Raw genomic sequence first — 15,981 nt, 5'->3', positions numbered from 1 at the left:
TGCTCGAGCGTGCTGCCGGCATCGACGGTGAGCGGCAGCCCGGTCACGAAGCGGGACCCGTCGGAGGGCAGGAACAGCACCGCGTTGCTGATGTCCTCCGGCTCGGCCCAGCCGACCGGTTCGGCGGAGCGCCACCCGCCCAGGTACTGCGCGACCACGACGGTCAGCTTGTCAGCGCCGAGTCCAGGGCGAGCCAGCACTCGCGCGCGCTGGTCGGCGAGATCACCGCCGCCGACCCGCCCGCGCTGCTCGAATTCACCTTTAACACCGACGTCCTGCGCTGGGAACTCACCGAAACGCCGGACGGTACCCGGCTGCGCCTCACGCACCGCCTCACCGACCCCGCGACCTCGGACATGGCGGCCGCGGGGTGGCACGTCTGCCTCGACGTGGCCGAAACGCTGCTGGCGGGCACCCCGACACCGGGCAGCGCGCGCTCGACCACGGCTGGACCGAGCTGCGGGCGCGCTACGCCGAGCAGCTCGGGCTCGATTCACCGCCGCGGTAGGCGACGTGCGCGGGCGCGGCCCCACCCGTCAGGGCGCGGCGGGGTCGAAGCCGCCGGGGATCTCGTAGATCGCGCCGGTGAAGGTCGCGGCGAAGAGCCTGCCCGCCGAGAAACCACCGGTGCCGCGGCCGTAGGTGACCACGCTGGTGAACGGGTTCCCGCTGCTCAGCACGCAGTACCGCTGGGGCGCGTCGATGCGGACCACCTGGCCCGCGGCGTTGAACGGGACCACCGGGCGCTGTGCGGAGTCGAGGGTCAGCCCGTCCGGTGCGGCGAGCGCGTCGGCGCCGCCGAGGTCGAGCAGGGACTGCGGGGCGCCCGGGTTCGCCACCGGGATGCGGCTCACGCCGGGGTTGCTGAAGGTGCGGCCGACGTACAGGTACTCGTCGGCGCGGTCCAGGACGGCGCCGTTGGCGCTGGGGAAGCGGGCCCAGTCGGGCTGCACGGCGCCGCCGGGGGCGACGCGGCCGACGAGGCTGCCGAAGTCGTTGGTGGCGTAGATGGTTCCGTCCCCGGCGACCGCGAGGCCGTTGGCGGCGCTGAGCCCGGTGGCGACCGGGGTGGTGGCGCCGGTCTCGGGGTCCATGCGGACGATGCCCGCGGCGCGCAGCGCGTCCCCGGCGAGCACCCTGGCATCGGCGCCGTAGCCGACGAGCAGCCCGCCGTCCGGGGTCCAGGCCAGCGCGCCCGCGCCGCCGCTCGGCACGGTGCCGATGGCGATCGGGGCGGCGCCGGGCGCGTCGATCCGGTACACCCGGCCGGTCACGATGTCGGTGGCGAAGGCGCGGCCGCGGGCATCCACGGTGAGCCCCTCGAGCGCGCCCGCGATAGCGGCGGCGGGCACCGTCGGCTGCCCCGCGCCCGCGCAGACCGGGGCGGCCTGCGCCGCCGGCGCGACCACCACCGATACCGCCGCGAGGACACACGCACCGAGGAGGATCGCCGCTCTGCTCATGCCCCCATTCCACACCGTCGGCGGCGGCACCGCGCCGGAATCGGGCGATGGCCGCCATCGGGGGCGGGCGGGTCGTTGCCGGTCACAAAGCCGCCTCCCGATGCGTGGGAGTCCTCACGACGTGCCGGGACGGGTCCGGCCAGCGCACACCGCTAGGGTCGGAGGCGTCCGCGCCCACCTCGACCCGCCGGCGGTTGCCCGTGTCGCTCGCCCTCGCCTTCGCGCTGCTCGCCGCCCTGGAGGCGGCCGGGCTGATCGCGCTCGGCGTGCTGCTCGCCCGCACCCGCCGCGACCTCGCCGAGGCGCGGCGCCGGGCCGACGCCAGGCAGGCCTGGGTGAGCGGCTCGCGGGAGGCGGTGAAGACGGTCTGGGGCGCGGCGAGCCTGCTGCGGCGCAAGGGCTTCCGCGGCGCGCTGCTCAGCTCGATCGAGGATCTGGCGGGCTGGGCGCAGGTCGAGCGGCCGGACCTGGCCACGCTCGCCCCGGACGGCCACGTCGCGATCGCCTTCTCCGATATCGAGGGCTCGACCGCGCTCAACGAGCGGCTCGGCGACCGCGCCTGGGTGCGGTTGCTGGCCAGGCATGAGCGGCTGGTCGGAAAGCAGGTCGCCGCGCACGGCGGGCACGTGATCAAGAGCCAGGGCGACGGCTTCATGATCGCCTTCGCCGAGACCGCGCAGGCGGTGCGCTGCGGGCTCGACATCCAGGCGGCGCTGGCCCGCGGCACCGAATCCGCGGAGCGGGTCCGGGTGCGGATCGGCATCCACATGGGCACCTCGGTGCGCCGCGGCGACGACCTCTTCGGCCGCAATGTCGCGATGGCGGCGCGCGTCGCCGGGGCGGCGGGCGGGGCCGAGGTGCTGGTCAGCGCCGAGGTACGGGCGGCTATCGCCAAGATTCCCGGGATCGTGGTGACCGGGACGCGGGAGGTCGCGCTGAAGGGGTTCGACGGGGTTCACCGGCTGTCGACGGTGGAGCGGGGCTGATCCGGGCGCAGGTTCGAGAGGCCGGGCGAGGCGCCGGGGCCGACCAGCCGCAGACCGATTCGCTACAGGTGTTCCGCGGTGCGCTTGCCGATGGCGGCGCTCAGTGCGTCGAGTTCCGCGAGGACGTCGGTCGCCGCCCAGATCCGGTCGCGCTTGCTCGCGGAGAGCGGTTCGAGCACCCCGGCGTCCACGAGCCGGGCCAGCGCGCGGTAGGTGCTGGCATCGGTGGTGCCGGCGATCCGCTGCGCCGTGTCGGCATTGAGAATCGGCGTGCCGAGCAGGGCGGCGATGATCTTCGCGTCAGCGGAATTGCCGCGCGGCCTGGCCATGTCGCGCCAGTGGCCGGGCAGCTCCGCGAGGGCGCCCGCGGAGTCCCGCGCGGCCTCACTGGAGACGATGGCGGCGCGCGCGAGGTAGTCGACGAACCCCTCGGCGTCCCCCGCCCGGTACCGGGTCAGCCGGTCGAAGTAGCGGCGCACGTCGGCGAGCATGACCGAGGCCATCGGGACGGTGACGCGCCGCGTCAGGCCGCGGCGGCGCAGGATCGCGCTGATCAGCGCCCGCCCGATCCGGCCGTTGCCGTCGGTGAACGGGTGGATGGACTCGAATTGGGCGTGCGCGATGGCGGCCTGGGCGAGGATCGGCAGGTCGGTGCGGTTGGCGAAGGTCAGCAGGTCCGCCATGAGCGCGTCGACCGACTCCGGCGGCGGGGGCACGTAGAGCGCGTCGAGCGGGGTGTAGTGGCTGCCGCCGATCCAATTCTGCACGTCGCGGAACGCGCCGGAATCGCGGGCGGTGTAGAAGTCCGGTGCCATGAGCAACCGGTGCGCGTCGAGGAGCGAGCGGAGTTCGATGGGCCCCGCACCCGCGGCGTCGACCATGGCGATCAGCGCCTGGACGGCGGCGAGCTGGGACTCGGCCTCGGCACTGGCCTTCCCGCCGGCCAGTGCCTTGCCGAATGCCCGCCAGCCCGCGTCGATGTGTTCGATCTTCGACGAGGCGACCGATTCGCTGCGCAGCAGGAAGTCGGACAGGGGTGCCAGGTGTCCGCCGCATCCCGCCTCCAAGCGGACGACAGCGATGATCGCCTCCTCGTGCACCCGGGCGACCTCGCCGGTCAGCTCCACGGGCAGGGCGCCGATCAGCGGCGGAACCGATACCGTCACCGTTTTCAGGGTGCGGTCGGCGCGCGAACTTTGCCGGGTGCGCGGGCTCCACTCTCGGGTCTCCGCGCGGTGCGGCGGCCAGCTCACAGCGCCCCTTTCGGCCGACGAAACGCGAGCAGTGCGAGCGTTACTATACTTTAGGGCGTGCAAACGTAGTCAAATCCGCGCCTACTGTATCTTTTGCTACAACGAGGAGGTCCGATGCACCCATTCCGCGCGGCGGTCGAAGCCCGCGACACCGCGGCCATCGAGGACCTGCTGGCCGACGAGGTCGTGTTCACCAGCCCGGTGGCCTTCAAGCCGTACCCGGGCAAGCCGGTGACGGCGGCGATCCTGCGCGCGGCCATGCGGGTGTTCGAGAACTTCCGCTACGTCCGCGAGATCGCGGATGCGAACGGGCGCGACCACGCCTTCGTCTTCGAGGCCACCGTGGACGGCAAGCGGATCACCGGGTGCGACTTCGTGCGGGTGAACGCGGCGGGGAAGATCGACGACTTCATGGTGATGGTGCGACCGCTCTCGGCGGCGCAGGCGCTGTCGGTGCGGATGGGGGCCGAGTTCCCGCGGATCGCGGCCGAGGCCGCCGGGGAGGCGCCGCAGGCCTGAGGCTTGAGGCCGGAGGTCGCGATGCTCGCGCGCGAGCGCCGCCCGAGACAAGCCGCGCTGCTGGACCCGCCCACGGGCGACGCACCACGTCCGGACGATCGTGGTATCGACGTTCTTCACCGCGGCCCGGGCGCGATCGTGCAGTACCCCGAGATCGGTTTCTCAACCGGTGCGGCGCCGCACCCGCTGCCCGGCGGCGCGGGCGGTGCGCGCGGCGAGCACGCCGCCCGCGATCCACGGCCCCGCGACCAGCAGCGGATCCAGCCACTGGTGGTTGCGGTCGATGCGCCCGCTGCGCGAGCGCAGGCCACCGTGGGTGAACTCGGCGCGGATGCCGGTCTCGGTGATCGGGTTGTCGGGCCGCGTGCTCGCGAACGAGCGCAGGTGGCTCTCCCAGGCGTCCACCCGGTCGCCGAGGACGAGCAGCAGCCAGTGCGCGGCCCTGGCCTCGCTGTACCGCCGGTAGGCGTGCCGCCGAATCTGCCCGGAGAGCCCGCGCAGCGGCACCGAGGTGCCGAAGACCGGGGTGAGCATGGCGTGTTCGATGGAGCGTTCGCGCGGGGTGGTCTCGGGCTGGCGGTCCGGGAAGTGCCAGTGCGCGCCGGTCTCCTCGGCGCGCAATTTGGGGACCGCGGGGCGGTCCCTCGGGTCGAGGTCGGCGCCCCAGCCGGGGATGCGGGCGCGCAGTTCGTCGGCGCTCGGCACGGGCGGGTGCTCGCTGGTGTAGGTCACGGGGGGCTCCTTCAGGCGGCGTCGGGCACGATGACCGGCTTGAGGCAGTTGTCGAGCTTGGCGGAGAAGATGTGGTACCCCTCGGCGATGTGCTCCAGCGGAATGCGGTGCGTGATGATCTCGCTGGGGTTCAGGTAGCCGTTCCTGATGTGCGAGAACAGCCGCGGCCACTGCCGCTTGGCCGGGCACTGGTTGGTGTTGATGGTGAGCCCCTTGTTCATGGCGTCGCCGAACTTCACCGCGCTCTGGATCGGGCCGTAGGCGCCCATGACCGAGATCGTGCCGCCCTTCCGCACCGAGTCGATGGCCCAGTTCAGCGCCACCGGGGAGCCGCCCTGCAGTTTCAGCTTGGCGGCGGTGACGTGCATGAGCAGGTTGCCGTCGGCCTCGGCGCCGACCGCGTCGATGGCGACGTCGGCGCCGAGGTGCCCGGTGGTCCGCTTCATCTCGACCACCACGTCGGCGCAGTCGGCGATATTGATGACCTCCGCGTGCGCCATCTGCTTGGCCTTCTCCAGCCGGTACTCGAGGTGGTCGATGACGATCACCCGGCCCGCGCCCATGAGCCAGGCCGACTGCGCCGCGAACAGCCCGACCGGGCCCGCGCCGAAGACCGCGACCACATCGCCCTCCCGGATATCGCCGAGCTGGGCGCCGAAGTAGCCGGTGGCGAGGGCGTCGGTGCACAGCAGCGCGTCCTCGTCGCCGAGCCAGTCCGGGATCTTGGCCGGCCCGACGTCGGCGAAGGGCACCCGCACGAACTCCGCCTGCCCGCCGTCGTACCCGCCGCAGGTGTGCGAGTAACCGTAGATGCCGCCGACCGCCGTCGCATTCGGGTTGACATTGTGGCAGTTGGAGTACAGCCCGTTGGCGCAGAACCAGCACGAGCCGCAGTAGATGTTGAACGGCACCATCACCCGGTCGCCCGGCACCAGCGAGCGCACCGACCCGCCGACCTGCTCGACCACGCCGATGAACTCGTGGCCGAAGGTGCTGCCGACCCGGGTATCCGGCATCATCCCGTGGTACAGGTGCAGGTCCGAGCCGCAGATGGCGGCGCGCTGCACCCGCACGATCGCGTCGTTGGGGTGCTCGATCGCCGGAATGTCCTTGTTCTCCACGCGGATCTTGTACGGACCGCGGTACACCATCGCTCGCACGGCTCTCCTCCTTCGGGTCGGCCCCGCGCTACCCGTGCCGGGGCGGGCGAAACCGAATTCGGCCGTCGGCCGGTTGCAAGCGGCAGCGGGCGGGCTCAGTGCGGGCGCGGGGCGGGGGCGTGCGGGGCGCCGATCCAGTGCAGCAGCCGGTGGATGGTCTCGTCGGTGAGCCGGTAGCGCATGATCCGCCCGGTCCGGGTCGCGGTGACCCAGCCCTGGTGCCGCAGGATGCGCAGCGCGTGCGAGGCGGCGGTGGCGCTCATGCCGACGGCGGCGGCGAGCTCGGTGACGTTCTGGTCCGGGGTGTGGTGCAGCCACACCAGCAGCCGCAGCCGGTTGGCGTCGGCGAGCAGTTCGAAGCGCTGCGCCCAGCCCGCGATCCCGGTGCTGTCGAGGCCGGGGACGGCGGGCTCGGAGCCGAGCGAGGTGGGGGCGGGCACGGCTCCACTCTGCCGGTCCGGGGGCGGCGGGGCCAGCCCGGATATCGGTCTGCATGTTCAGATATTCCGAGTATCGTTTCGCCGGGTGAACGTCAGCACCTCCGCGATGCACATGAGCGACGGCATCGTCGACGCCCCCACCTCCGCGCTCTTCGCGGTGCTCGCCGTCGCCGGGCTCGCGGTCGCGGCGCGCCGGGCGCGCGCCGAGCTGGACGAGCGGGCCGCGCCGATGGCCGGGCTGGTGGCGGCGTTCATCTTCGCGGTGCAGATGGTGAACTTCCCGATCCTGCCCGGGGTGAGCGGGCACCTGCTCGGCGGCGCGCTCGCCGCCATCCTGGCCGGCCCGTACGTGGGGGCGCTGTGCGTGGCGATCGTGCTGGTGGTGCAGGCGCTGCTCTTCGCCGACGGCGGGCTCAGCGCGCTGGGCACGAACATCACCAATATGGCGCTGATCGGGGTGGGGGCGGGGTACCTGGTGGCGCGCGGGCTGCTGCCGGTGTTCGCGCGGCGCGGCGGGATCGGGGTGGTCGCGTTCGCCGCCGCCTGGATCGGAACGCTCTGCGCAGCAATGGGTTTCGTACTGGAGTACGCGATCGGCGGCGCCGCCGGGTCGACGCTCGGCGCGGTGACCGGGTACATGCTGGTCACGCATGCGCTGATCGGCGTCGGCGAGGGGCTGATCACCGCGCTCACCGTGGTGGCGGTGGCCAAGGCCAGGCCGGATCTGGTGTACCTGCTGCGCAGCACCGGCGCGCCGCGAGTTTCGCTGAATGCCTTCCTGTTCGGCTTCGCCGCGGTGGCGATGCTGGTGGCCGGGGCGCTGTCCTACCTGGCCAGTTCGCAGCCGGACGGGCTGGACGCCACCACCCAGCGCGGCTGCACGGTCGTCGCCGGGCAGCTGGCGGGCGAGTGCGTCGCGCAGCGCGCCGAGGACCACGACCTGGTGGACTCCCCGCTGGCCGACTACACGATCGGCGGCGACGCCACGCTGACCGGCATTGCCGGGATCCTCGGGGTGGCGGCCACCTTCGCCGCGCTGTTCGCCCTGGTCCGCGTGCTGAAGCCGAGCCGGAGCCGCGCGGGGTGAGGGCGGACCGGCTCTACCTGCCCGGCGACTCCGCCCTGCACCGGGCCCCCGCCGAGGTGAAGATCGCCGGGGCGGTGCTGCTGGTGCTGGCCGTGGTGGCGACGCCGCGCGACACGGTCTGGCCGTACGCCGTGTTCGCGGCCGGGCTGCTCGCGCTGTGGGCGGCGGCGCGCATTCCGCTGCGCTGGATCGCGCCGCGGCTGCTCATCGAAGTGCCGTTCCTGGTGCTGGCGCTGCTGCTGCCCTTCGCCGCCGGGGAGCCGCGGACGGCGCTGCCCGGGCTCTCGCTCTCCACGGCCGGGCTCTGGGCGGCCTGGGGTATCGCGGTGAAAGGGACGCTCGGCGTGGGCATCTCGCTGACGCTGGCGGCGACCACCGCGGTGCGCGAGCTGCCGGGCGGGCTCACCAGGCTGCGGGTGCCTGGGCTGATCGTCACCATCGCGGTGCTCATGCTGCGCTACCTCGACGTCATCGCCGACGAGGCCGCCCGCATGCGGCTGGCCCGCATCTCACGGGGCGACGACCCGCGCTCGCTCGCCCAGTTCGCCGCGACCGCGCGCGGGGTCGGGGCGCTGTTCCTGCGCTCCTACGAGCGCGGCGAGCGGGTGCACCTCGCCATGCTCTCGCGCGGCTTCACCGGCAGCGTCCCCGCGCTCGGCACCGAGCCCGCCGCACCCCGCGACTGGTTCACCGCGGGCGCCGTGGTGCTGGTCGCGGCCGGTGTCTGCGCCTGCGCCTGGATCGCGCGATGAGCGCCGGAGCCGCGGTGCGGCTCACCGGCCTGACCTTCGCCTACCCGGACGGCACCCGCGCACTGGACGGGCTCTCGCTCACCGTGCGGCCGGGCGAGCGAGTCGCCGTGCTGGGCCCGAACGGCGCCGGGAAGTCGACGCTCATGCTGCACCTCAACGGTGTGCTCACGGCCAGCTCCGGCGAGGTGGTGATCGGCGGCACCCGGCTGGAGCGCGCGACCGTGCGGGAGCTCCGCGGGCGGGTCGGGGTGGTGTTCCAGGACCCGGACGACCAGCTCTTCCTGCCCACCGTCGCCCAGGACGTCGCCTTCGGGCCGCACAATTTCGGCGTTCGCGGCGCCGAGCTCACCGCGGCCGTGGATTTCGCGCTCGACGCCGTCGGGATGGCCGACCGCGCCGGCCGCTCCCCCGCCCGGCTCTCGCTGGGCGAGCGCCGCCGCGCCGCGCTGGCCACCGTGCTCGCCTGCCGCCCCGAGGTCCTCGTGCTCGACGAGCCCGCCGCCAACCTCGACCCGGTCGCCCGCCGCGAGCTCGCGGAGATCCTGGCGACGCTCCCCGCCACGCTGCTGCTGGTCACCCACGACCTGCCGTATGCCGAGCGGGTGTGCTCGCGCGCGGTGATCCTCGACGGCGGGCGGATCGTCGCCGACGGGCCGATCGGCGAACTCCTCGCCGACCACGAGCTGCTCACCCGGCACCGGCTGCGCTGATCAGGCCACGACCGGGCGCTGCGGCACGCCGACGTACTCGCTCAGCGGCCGGATGAGCGCATTGGATCCGCCCTGCTCGATGATGTGCGCGGTCCAGCCGGTGATCCGGCTCATGACGAGGATCGGGGTGAAGACCTCGATATCGAAGCCGAGCAGGTAGTACGCCGGGCCGGTCGGGAAATCCAGGTTCGGCGCGATGCCGGTCGCCTCGGCCATGGCGCGCTCCAGAACGTCGTACATCCGCACCCACTTCTGCCCGCCGGTGGCGGCGGCGATATCCACGAATGCCCGCTTCATGGTCGGCACCCGGGAATCCCCGTTCTTGTAGACCCGGTGGCCGAAGCCCATCACCTTCTCGTTGTGGTCGAGCCGGGCGCGCAGCCACTCCTCGGCAGGTGACCACGCGGGCGGCGAAGGTGGAGGCATTGAAGCTGTGCTCGGCGTAGAGGATGAGCGAGATCTCGAACGCCCGCACCAGCTCGCGGGCGGGCGCCGTCCCGAAGCACATGGTCAGGAAGTTCTCCGCGTACCCGAGGTGCGAGTGCGGGGCGATCGGGTCCTGACCGCGTCTGCGGCGGTGGTCGGCGGCGACGATGGTGGGCAGGATCGCGAACATGCGCAGCGCCTTGGCGCGATTGGCGCGCGGCGAATTGGCCTCGGCGGCGGCGTCTTCCGCGCCCAGATAGCTGATGGCGGTGCGCACCACGCCCATCGGGTGCTGGTCTCGGGGACCACCTTGGAGATCGCGGTGGTGTCGACGACGACGCCGGCCAGGCCCTTGTGGGTATCCGGCATCACCGGTTCCTTTCGAGCGGGAAAGTGAAGATATCGGAGTCGAATTCGTTGTAGCGCTCGTATCGCAGGAGTTCGTAGAGCCGGGAGCGGTGCTGCATGCGGTTCAGCAGCCCCGATTGCGTTCCCGCGGAGAAGATCTCGCGCAGCCCCTGCTCGGCGGCGAACATGGCCAGTCGCAGGGTGGTCACCGGGTAGATCACCGCGTTGTAGCCGATCCGCTCCAGCACCGGGGCCGGGACGAGGTCGGACTTGCCGAACTCGGTCATATTCGCCAGCAGGGGAATGTCGACGGCGGCACGGAATTTCTCGAACTCGGCCGGGGTGCGCAGCGCCTCGGTGAAGACGAGGTCCGCGCCCGCCTCGGCGTAGGCCCTGGCGCGGTCGATGGCGGCGTCGATTCCCTCGATCCCGGCGGCGTCGGTGCGGGCGCAGATCACGAAGTTCGGGTCGCGCCGGGCGGAGACGGCGGCGGTGAGCCTGCGCAGCATGTCCGGCACCGGAACGACGGCTTTGCCGTCCAGGTGCCCGCAGCGCTTGGGGTTGACCTGGTCCTCCAGGTGCAGCCCGGCGAGCCCCGCGCCCTCGAGCACGGTGACCGTGCGGGCCGCGCTCATGGGCTCGCCGAACCCGGTGTCGGCGTCGATGAGCACCGGCAGGTCGGTGACCCGGGCGATCTGCTGCCCGCGCCCGGCGACCTCGGTGAGCGTGGTGAGGCCGATATCGGGCAGCCCGAGCTCGGCGGAGAGCACCGCGCCGGAGACGTAGACGCCCTCGAACCCGATCTCCTGGATCAGCTTCGCGACCAGCGGGTTGAAGGCGCCGGGGAGGCGCTGGGTCTTTCCGGAGGTCAGTCCGGCGCGGAAGGCGATCCGCTTGTCCGCGGCCGAGGTGGTCGCCGCCAGCAGGCCGGTCATCGGAAGAGCCCCTTCGGCGAGCGGGGAAGCACATCCGCCGAGACGGTGACGGTGAGCTCCGGCAGCTCACCCGGGGCGAGTTCGCCCGCGCGCTGGGCCACCTCCAGGAAGCGCTCCTGCTCGGCGGGCTCCACCACGCCCTCGGCGAGGGTGCGGAACTTGGCGAGGTACTGCTCGCGGGCGAAGGGCCGCGCGCCCAGCGGGTGCGCGTCGGCGACCGCGAGTTCGTCGATGATCACCTCGCCGCTCGTCAGGGTGACCTCGGCGCGGGCGCCGAAAGCCCGCTCCGCCGGGTCGGCGGAGTGGTAGCGGCGCGTCCACTCCGGGTCCTCGGCGGTGCAGATCTTGTGCCACAGCGCCACGGTGGACGGGCGCTGGGCGCGCTCGGGGGTGTAGGAGCGCTCGTGGTGCCAGGTGCCGTCCTCCAGCGCGACCGCGAAGATGTAGGGCACCGAGTGGTCCAGGGTCTCCCGCGAGGCGGTGGGGTCGAACTTCTGCGGATCGCCCGAGCCGGTGCCGATCACCACGTGCGTGTGGTGGCTGGTGTGCAGCACGATCGAGGCGATCCGGTCCGGATCGCCGATCCGCTCCCGCAGGCGCCGGGCCAGGTCGATGGGGGCCTGGCTCTGGTACTCGGCGGAGTGCTCCTTGGTGTAGGAGTCCAGGATCGCGCGCTTGGGCTCGCCGGGGCCGGGCAGCGGCACCGAGTACTCGATATCCGGGCCGCCGAGCAGCCGGGCGATCACGCCGTCCTCGCCCTCCCAGATCGGCGCGGGCGCGCCCTCGCCGCGCAGGGCGCGATCGACGGCTTCCACGGCCATCTTCCCGGCGAAGGCGGGGGCGTACGCCTTCCAGCTGGAGATCGCGCCCTTGCGCGACTGCCTGGTGGCGGTCGTGGTGTGCAGCGCCTGGCCGATGGCCTGGTAGATCACCGCGGTGTCCAGTCCGAGCAGGGTGCCGATACCCGCCGCGGCCGACGGGCCGAGGTGGGCCACGTGGTCGATCTTGTGCCGGTGCAGGCAGATGGCGCGCGCCAGGTCGATCTGGATCTCGTAGCCGGTGGCGAGGCCGCGGATCAGGTCACGGCCGGAGCGCTCGGCGTGCTGGGCGACCGCGAGGATCGGCGGGATGTTGTCGCCGGGGTGCGAGTACTCGGCCGCCAGGAAGGTGTCGTGGAAGTCGAGCTCGCGCACCGCCACACCATTCGCCCACGCCGCCCACTCCGGGGAGTAGCGGCCGCCGACACCGAACACCGTCGAGCCGGGCTCGTAGGGGTGCGCGAGCGCCTGGGCGCGGGCATTGGCCACCGGGCGCCGGGTCAGGGATGCCGCCGCGACCGCCGCATTGTCGATGATCCGGTTGACGATCATCTCCTCGGTCTCCGGCGCGACCTCGACCGGATCGGCGGCCACCTCCGCGATCCGCCACGCCAGATGCTGCTCGCGGGGAAAGTCCTCCGCCGAACGGTGGGTGCGAACGAAATGAGTCTGCACGGGCCGATGCCTCCGGGTCGTCGCGGAATGCTGCTTCGTTCCGAACGCTACAAGTGGGGGCGGCCGCGGAAATGCGTCGCATCCGGCGACTTCTGCGGAGGCAGAGCTGCGAATCCGCGTAGTTTGCGGAGAATTCTCCCGGGCCCGGTCAGCGGCGCGCGGCGAGCGCCGCCGGACGCGCGAGCGCGGCGGCGTGCTCGGCGAAGCGCGCGTAGCGGCGGGCGACCGCGGCCAGCTCGGGTTCCGCGCCGGCCAGCTCGGCGGCGAGCGCGCACACGGCCTCGTACCCGTCCGGCAGTGCGGCACCGCGGCCGGGATCGCCCGTCGCGAGCACCTCGGCGTCGGCGGCCGCCATCGCCACCCCGAGCCCACCCAGCCGGACCAGCGCGGGCCGCGCCCGCTCGACGGCCGGGTGCCGCCACCGCGCCGCCTCGGCGATCTCGGCGGCCAGCGCCGCCATTCGCCACAGGTGGATCCCGGCGCGCAGCGCGGCGACCACCGGGCCGAGCTCACCCGGCCTCCCGCGCACCAGCGACCCCACCGCCTCCCGCTCGGCGCCCGCGCGCAGCACGGCCACCTCGGCCGCCAGCTCGACGGCGACCCCCGCCTGCCGCGCATCCCCCGCGACCAGCGCGATCGTGGCGGTGGCGAGCACCGAACGCGCGCGCAGGCACATGGTGTGCAGCCGCCGGGAGGGCGTCTCGCGGCACCGCAGGCGAACCAGGGCGATATCGGTCTCGCTGGGCAGCTGCCCGGTCAGCCGGGTGATGGCGGCGGCGGTTTCGGCGCGGTCCACCGGCGCGCCTCGGGTGGCCAGCTCGGCGGCCACCCGCTCGACCTCGTCCGGGCCGAGCCGGGGCCCGAGCAGGGCGAGCAGCGGAACCCGGTGCGGCGGCGGGTCGTCCGGTTCCCCGGCGCGGAGCCAGGCGACGACCTGCGCCGGGACCCGCGGCCATTCGACGTACACGCCCCCACCGTGCCCACTGCGCGCCGGCTCAAACCTCGGGGCACGACCGGCCCGAGAGCGGGGTCACCGCTTACCGCACCCCATCCCGGGGTACTAGATAACGACGAGTGTGCGGGCGGGTGATCCCGCCCTGGAAGGTGGTAGCGATGTCGTGGCGCGATCGGGTGGCTGCGTTGGTGTTCGGGGCCGCGGTGGGCGGCGGGCTGGTGGTGGCGCCCGCGGCCGGCGCCGACCCGCTGATCCTGCCGACCTACAGCTGCCGGCTGCTCGACCAGAACGTCACCGGGGTCACCACCGGCCGGGAGAACTGCACCGCCTCCGACGGCGCGCCGTCGGGCTCGGTGCGCCAGCCGCTCCGGCTCGAGTTCCCGGCCGCGCGCACCGTCTTCACCTGCAAGGAGGGGGTGGTGCGGCTGCCCGACGACGTGCAGGGGCTGCGCTGCGTGCAGACCGAGGGGCCGTGGGGCGGCTGAACTCGGCCGCACCGCTCGGGCTCGGCAGTCGCCAAGAGATTGCCGGATTCGAAACGTAAGTACATTTGCACAGTTCGGACCGACCAGTCGGCGTCAGAAAAGGATTTGCTGCGAACCCTGCGAAGCGCGTCCCGGCGCGCCACGAAATGTGTTGTGCTGAACGCGATGAGCACTGCACTGGAGATCCCGATGATTCTGGTGGGCCGCGTCGACCCGTGCGGCGACTACGCCCCCGACGCCACCGAACCCACCGCCGCGCAACCGGATCCGGAACCGGCGGCGAGCCACCGGCTGCGCTGGGCGCGCGCCCGCGACACCCCCGAGCCGTAGTCAGGCCGAGCGTGGCAGCCGCCGGATGCCGGAGCGTCGCCGGCGCGGCTCCTCCGCGGCGGGGACCTCGGTGACCAGGTGCCGGTCCGGCGCCTCGGTGTAGAGCGATGCCAGCAGCTCCGCGTAGCGCCGGGCGACCACATCGCGGCGCACGGTGAGCTTCGGGGTGAGCTCGGGGCTGCCCGGCTCCCAGACGTGGTCGAGCAGCACGAAGCGCTTGATCTGCTCCGGCCGCGAGACCCTGGCATTGCCCTCGCGCACCGCCTCGGTGATCCGGTGCCGGATGGCGGGGCGCCCGGCCAGGATGGCGACGTCGGCGGCGACCACCCCGTTGTTCGCGGCGTCCGCGGCGATGGCGGTGGCGTCCAGAGTGATCAGCGCGGTCAGGAACGGGTGCTGCTCGCCGAAGACCACCACATTGCCGACCAGGAACGAGGCCGCGCGCACCGCGTTCTCGATCCGGGACGGCGCGATGTTCTTGCCCGAGTCGTTGATGATCATGTCGCTGCGGCGGCCGACGATGCGGTAGTTGCCCGCCTCGTCGCGCTCGCCGAGGTCGCCGGTGCGCAGCCAGTCGCCGCGGTAGAAGGCGCGGCGGGTGCGCTCCGGGTCGCGGTGGTAGCCGCGCATCACCATCGGGCCGCGCACCAGCAGCTCGCCATCGGCGGCCAGCCGCACCTCGGCGCCGCGCAGCGGTTCGCCGACGGTGCCGAGCCCCGGGTTCCCGGCGGTGGTCGTGGTGGTGACCCCGGCCGCCTCGGAGAGCCCCCACACCTCGGTGAGCCGCACCCCGAGGCCGTGGAAGTACTCCAGCACCTCCGGCGGGATGGGCGCCGCGCCGGAGGCCGCGAAGCGGATGTGGTCCAGCCCGATCCCGGCGCGAATCTTCCGCAGCACCAGCCGGTCCGCGAGGCGGTGCCGCAGCCGCAGCACCGGGTTCGGCCTGCCGCCGGCAAGCTCGGCCCTGGCGTGCGCGCTGCCGGTGCGCACCGCCCACCCGGCGACCGCGCGCTTGGCCCGGCGCGGCTCGGCCTCGATGGCGGACTCGATCCCGGCCCGCGCCTTCTGCCACACCCGCGGCACGCCGAAGAGCACGGTGGGCCGCACCTCGGTGAGCACCTCGCCCATCCGGGCCGGGTCGGCCAGCGAGGTCACCTGGATGCCGCGGGTCATGGCGGCGTAGTGCGCGGTGATCCGGTCGGCGATGTGCGCGGCGGGCAGGTAGGAGACGATGCGGTCGTCGAAGTCGGCGGGCAGGTGCTCGCCGAGCGCCACCAGCTGGGCCAGGATATTGGAGTGCGTCAGCTCCACGCCCTTGGGTGAGCCGGTGGTGCCCGCGGTGTAGGTGAGGGTGGCCAGGTCGTCCGGGCGCACCTGCTGCCAGCGGGCGTCGAAGTCGAAGTCCGGGTCGGCGTTCTCGATGAGCCGCGCCAGCGAGATGGCGCCCTGGCCCGGCTCGTCGACGCAGATCACGGCATCGAAGTGCAGGCCGGTGCGGGCCAGCCGGGGCAGCAGCGCGCGCTCGGTGATCACCACGCGGTTGCCCGCATTGCCGCAGACCTCGGCGATCTGCTCCGGCGCGGCGGTGTTGTAGAGCGAGAACGGCACCGCGCCCAGGTGCAGCGCGGCGGTGTCGACCAGGTGGAACTCGGGGCGGTTCGCGAGCAGCAGCGCGATCGTCTCGCCGCGCGCCACCCGCAGCGCGGCCAGCCCGGCCGCGATATCGCGCACCGCGTCGCGGTACTGCGCCCAGGTGTAGCTGCGGGCCGGGTCGAGCCCGCGCAGCGCGACCGCGTCCGGGCGCACGGTGACGGTGGCCTGGAAGGCCTGCGGCAGCGTCGACACGTGCCTGCCCGAGCAGTGCGGAAAGCTGACGAACGGGAAGCGGCTCGGGTACATCAGTTCTC

At 73.2% G+C, this 15,981-nt stretch carries 16 protein-coding genes and 4 pseudogenes; 9 read left to right on the top strand and 11 right to left on the bottom strand.

Going from position 1 to position 15,981, the window contains the following annotated elements; genetic code table 11:
* Positions 1-2 precede the first annotated feature (2 nt).
* Positions 3-137: pseudogene (locus AB0H71_RS01255) on the bottom strand (SDR family oxidoreductase); the annotation flags it as partial.
* Positions 138-221: 84 nt separating this feature from the next.
* On the opposite strand from AB0H71_RS01255, the pseudogene AB0H71_RS01250 reads away from it, so the two are divergent.
* Positions 222-332: pseudogene (locus tag AB0H71_RS01250) on the top strand (ATPase); the annotation flags it as partial.
* A gap of 204 nt (positions 333-536) precedes the next feature.
* On the opposite strand, the gene AB0H71_RS01245 reads toward AB0H71_RS01250, so the two are convergent.
* Positions 537-1,463, bottom strand: a complete 927-nt coding sequence (locus tag AB0H71_RS01245; RefSeq protein ID WP_357013558.1) for a hypothetical protein — start codon at positions 1,461-1,463, stop codon at positions 537-539.
* 194 nt (positions 1,464-1,657) lie between these two features.
* Between AB0H71_RS01245 and AB0H71_RS01240 the strand changes: the two genes are divergently transcribed.
* A complete protein-coding gene (locus tag AB0H71_RS01240; RefSeq protein ID WP_357013555.1) occupies positions 1,658-2,449 on the top strand; it encodes an adenylate/guanylate cyclase domain-containing protein in 792 nt (263 codons plus the stop codon).
* 62 nt (positions 2,450-2,511) lie between these two features.
* On the opposite strand, the gene AB0H71_RS01235 is transcribed toward AB0H71_RS01240, so the two are convergent.
* Positions 2,512-3,702, bottom strand: coding sequence for a Fic family protein (locus AB0H71_RS01235; RefSeq protein WP_357013554.1), 1,191 nt, complete (start codon positions 3,700-3,702; stop codon positions 2,512-2,514).
* A 114-nt stretch (positions 3,703-3,816) separates the two neighbouring features.
* On the opposite strand from AB0H71_RS01235, the gene AB0H71_RS01230 reads away from it, so the two are divergent.
* Entirely contained in the window at positions 3,817-4,221 is a 405-nt protein-coding gene (locus AB0H71_RS01230) for a nuclear transport factor 2 family protein (protein ID WP_357013551.1), read from the top strand.
* Between the two features lie 162 nt (positions 4,222-4,383).
* Here AB0H71_RS01230 and AB0H71_RS01225 read toward each other — a convergent pair whose 3' ends face one another.
* The 3 genes from AB0H71_RS01225 to AB0H71_RS01215 form a co-directional block, all read right to left on the bottom strand.
* Positions 4,384-4,953 (bottom strand): hypothetical protein, encoded by a 570-nt coding sequence (locus tag AB0H71_RS01225; RefSeq protein ID WP_357013550.1) that lies wholly within the window; start codon positions 4,951-4,953, stop codon positions 4,384-4,386.
* A gap of 11 nt (positions 4,954-4,964) precedes the next feature.
* Entirely contained in the window at positions 4,965-6,113 is a 1,149-nt protein-coding gene (locus AB0H71_RS01220; protein WP_357013547.1) for a zinc-dependent alcohol dehydrogenase, read from the bottom strand.
* A gap of 95 nt (positions 6,114-6,208) precedes the next feature.
* A complete protein-coding gene (locus AB0H71_RS01215; protein ID WP_357013545.1) occupies positions 6,209-6,553 on the bottom strand; it encodes a metalloregulator ArsR/SmtB family transcription factor in 345 nt (114 codons plus the stop codon).
* A gap of 106 nt (positions 6,554-6,659) precedes the next feature.
* Between AB0H71_RS01215 and AB0H71_RS01210 the strand changes: the two are divergent.
* The 4 genes and pseudogenes from AB0H71_RS01210 to AB0H71_RS01195 form a co-directional block, all read left to right on the top strand.
* Positions 6,660-7,295: pseudogene (locus AB0H71_RS01210) on the top strand (energy-coupling factor ABC transporter permease); the annotation flags it as partial.
* On the top strand, positions 7,281-7,640 hold the full coding sequence (locus AB0H71_RS01205) for a PDGLE domain-containing protein (protein ID WP_357016084.1): 360 nt from the start codon (positions 7,281-7,283) through the stop codon (positions 7,638-7,640). The pseudogene AB0H71_RS01210 and the gene AB0H71_RS01205, both read left to right, overlap by 15 nt.
* Positions 7,637-8,392 (top strand): cobalt ECF transporter T component CbiQ, encoded by a 756-nt coding sequence (gene cbiQ, locus AB0H71_RS01200; RefSeq protein WP_357013543.1) that lies wholly within the window; start codon positions 7,637-7,639, stop codon positions 8,390-8,392. The genes AB0H71_RS01205 and cbiQ overlap by 4 nt, the downstream gene beginning before the upstream one ends.
* Positions 8,389-9,102, top strand: a complete 714-nt coding sequence (locus AB0H71_RS01195) for an ABC transporter ATP-binding protein (RefSeq protein ID WP_357013541.1) — start codon at positions 8,389-8,391, stop codon at positions 9,100-9,102. The genes cbiQ and AB0H71_RS01195 overlap by 4 nt, the downstream gene beginning before the upstream one ends.
* On the opposite strand, the pseudogene AB0H71_RS01190 reads toward AB0H71_RS01195, so the two are convergent.
* The 4 genes and pseudogenes from AB0H71_RS01190 to AB0H71_RS01175 form a co-directional block, all read right to left on the bottom strand.
* Positions 9,103-9,897 (bottom strand): annotated as a pseudogene (locus tag AB0H71_RS01190) (citrate/2-methylcitrate synthase). It lies immediately after the preceding gene.
* Positions 9,897-10,811, bottom strand: coding sequence for a methylisocitrate lyase (gene prpB / locus AB0H71_RS01185; protein ID WP_357013538.1), 915 nt, complete (start codon positions 10,809-10,811; stop codon positions 9,897-9,899). Before prpB ends, AB0H71_RS01190 begins: the two are co-directional and overlap by 1 nt.
* Positions 10,808-12,304, bottom strand: a complete 1,497-nt coding sequence (gene prpD / locus AB0H71_RS01180; protein ID WP_357013536.1) for a 2-methylcitrate dehydratase PrpD — start codon at positions 12,302-12,304, stop codon at positions 10,808-10,810. The genes prpB and prpD overlap by 4 nt, the downstream gene beginning before the upstream one ends.
* A gap of 148 nt (positions 12,305-12,452) precedes the next feature.
* A complete protein-coding gene (locus tag AB0H71_RS01175; protein ID WP_357013534.1) occupies positions 12,453-13,271 on the bottom strand; it encodes a DUF3349 domain-containing protein in 819 nt (272 codons plus the stop codon).
* 146 nt (positions 13,272-13,417) lie between these two features.
* Between AB0H71_RS01175 and AB0H71_RS01170 the strand changes: the two genes are divergently transcribed.
* A complete protein-coding gene (locus tag AB0H71_RS01170) occupies positions 13,418-13,744 on the top strand; it encodes a hypothetical protein (protein WP_357013532.1) in 327 nt (108 codons plus the stop codon).
* Between the two features lie 165 nt (positions 13,745-13,909).
* Complete coding sequence (locus AB0H71_RS01165; RefSeq protein ID WP_357013530.1) at positions 13,910-14,074, top strand: hypothetical protein; 165 nt, start codon at positions 13,910-13,912, stop codon at positions 14,072-14,074.
* Here the strand turns inward: AB0H71_RS01165 and AB0H71_RS01160 are convergent, their stop codons facing one another.
* Positions 14,075-15,973: a long-chain fatty acid--CoA ligase gene (locus AB0H71_RS01160; RefSeq protein ID WP_357013528.1), complete on the bottom strand. Its 1,899-nt coding sequence runs from the start codon at positions 15,971-15,973 to the stop codon at positions 14,075-14,077.
* Between the last annotated feature and the right edge of the window lie 8 nt (positions 15,974-15,981).

This window comes from Nocardia sp. NPDC050697 (assembly GCF_040654395.1).
Lineage (GTDB): Bacteria > Actinomycetota > Actinomycetes > Mycobacteriales > Mycobacteriaceae > Nocardia.
This window is presented reverse-complemented; position numbering and strand designations above follow the sequence as displayed.

What these genes read in the sequence shown, in the direction of transcription:
- AB0H71_RS01230 (WP_357013551.1), top strand. Translation starts at nt 3,817, where the DNA reads ATGCACCCATTCCGCGCGGCGGTCGAAGCCCGCGACACCGCGGCCATC.
- AB0H71_RS01245 (WP_357013558.1), bottom strand. Translation starts at nt 1,463, where the DNA reads ATGAGCAGAGCGGCGATCCTCCTCGGTGCGTGTGTCCTCGCGGCGGTA.
- AB0H71_RS01160 (WP_357013528.1), bottom strand. Translation starts at nt 15,973, where the DNA reads ATGTACCCGAGCCGCTTCCCGTTCGTCAGCTTTCCGCACTGCTCGGGC.
- AB0H71_RS01165 (WP_357013530.1), top strand. Translation starts at nt 13,910, where the DNA reads ATGAGCACTGCACTGGAGATCCCGATGATTCTGGTGGGCCGCGTCGAC.
- AB0H71_RS01170 (WP_357013532.1), top strand. Translation starts at nt 13,418, where the DNA reads ATGTCGTGGCGCGATCGGGTGGCTGCGTTGGTGTTCGGGGCCGCGGTG.
- prpB (WP_357013538.1), bottom strand. Translation starts at nt 10,811, where the DNA reads ATGACCGGCCTGCTGGCGGCGACCACCTCGGCCGCGGACAAGCGGATC.
- AB0H71_RS01195 (WP_357013541.1), top strand. Translation starts at nt 8,389, where the DNA reads ATGAGCGCCGGAGCCGCGGTGCGGCTCACCGGCCTGACCTTCGCCTAC.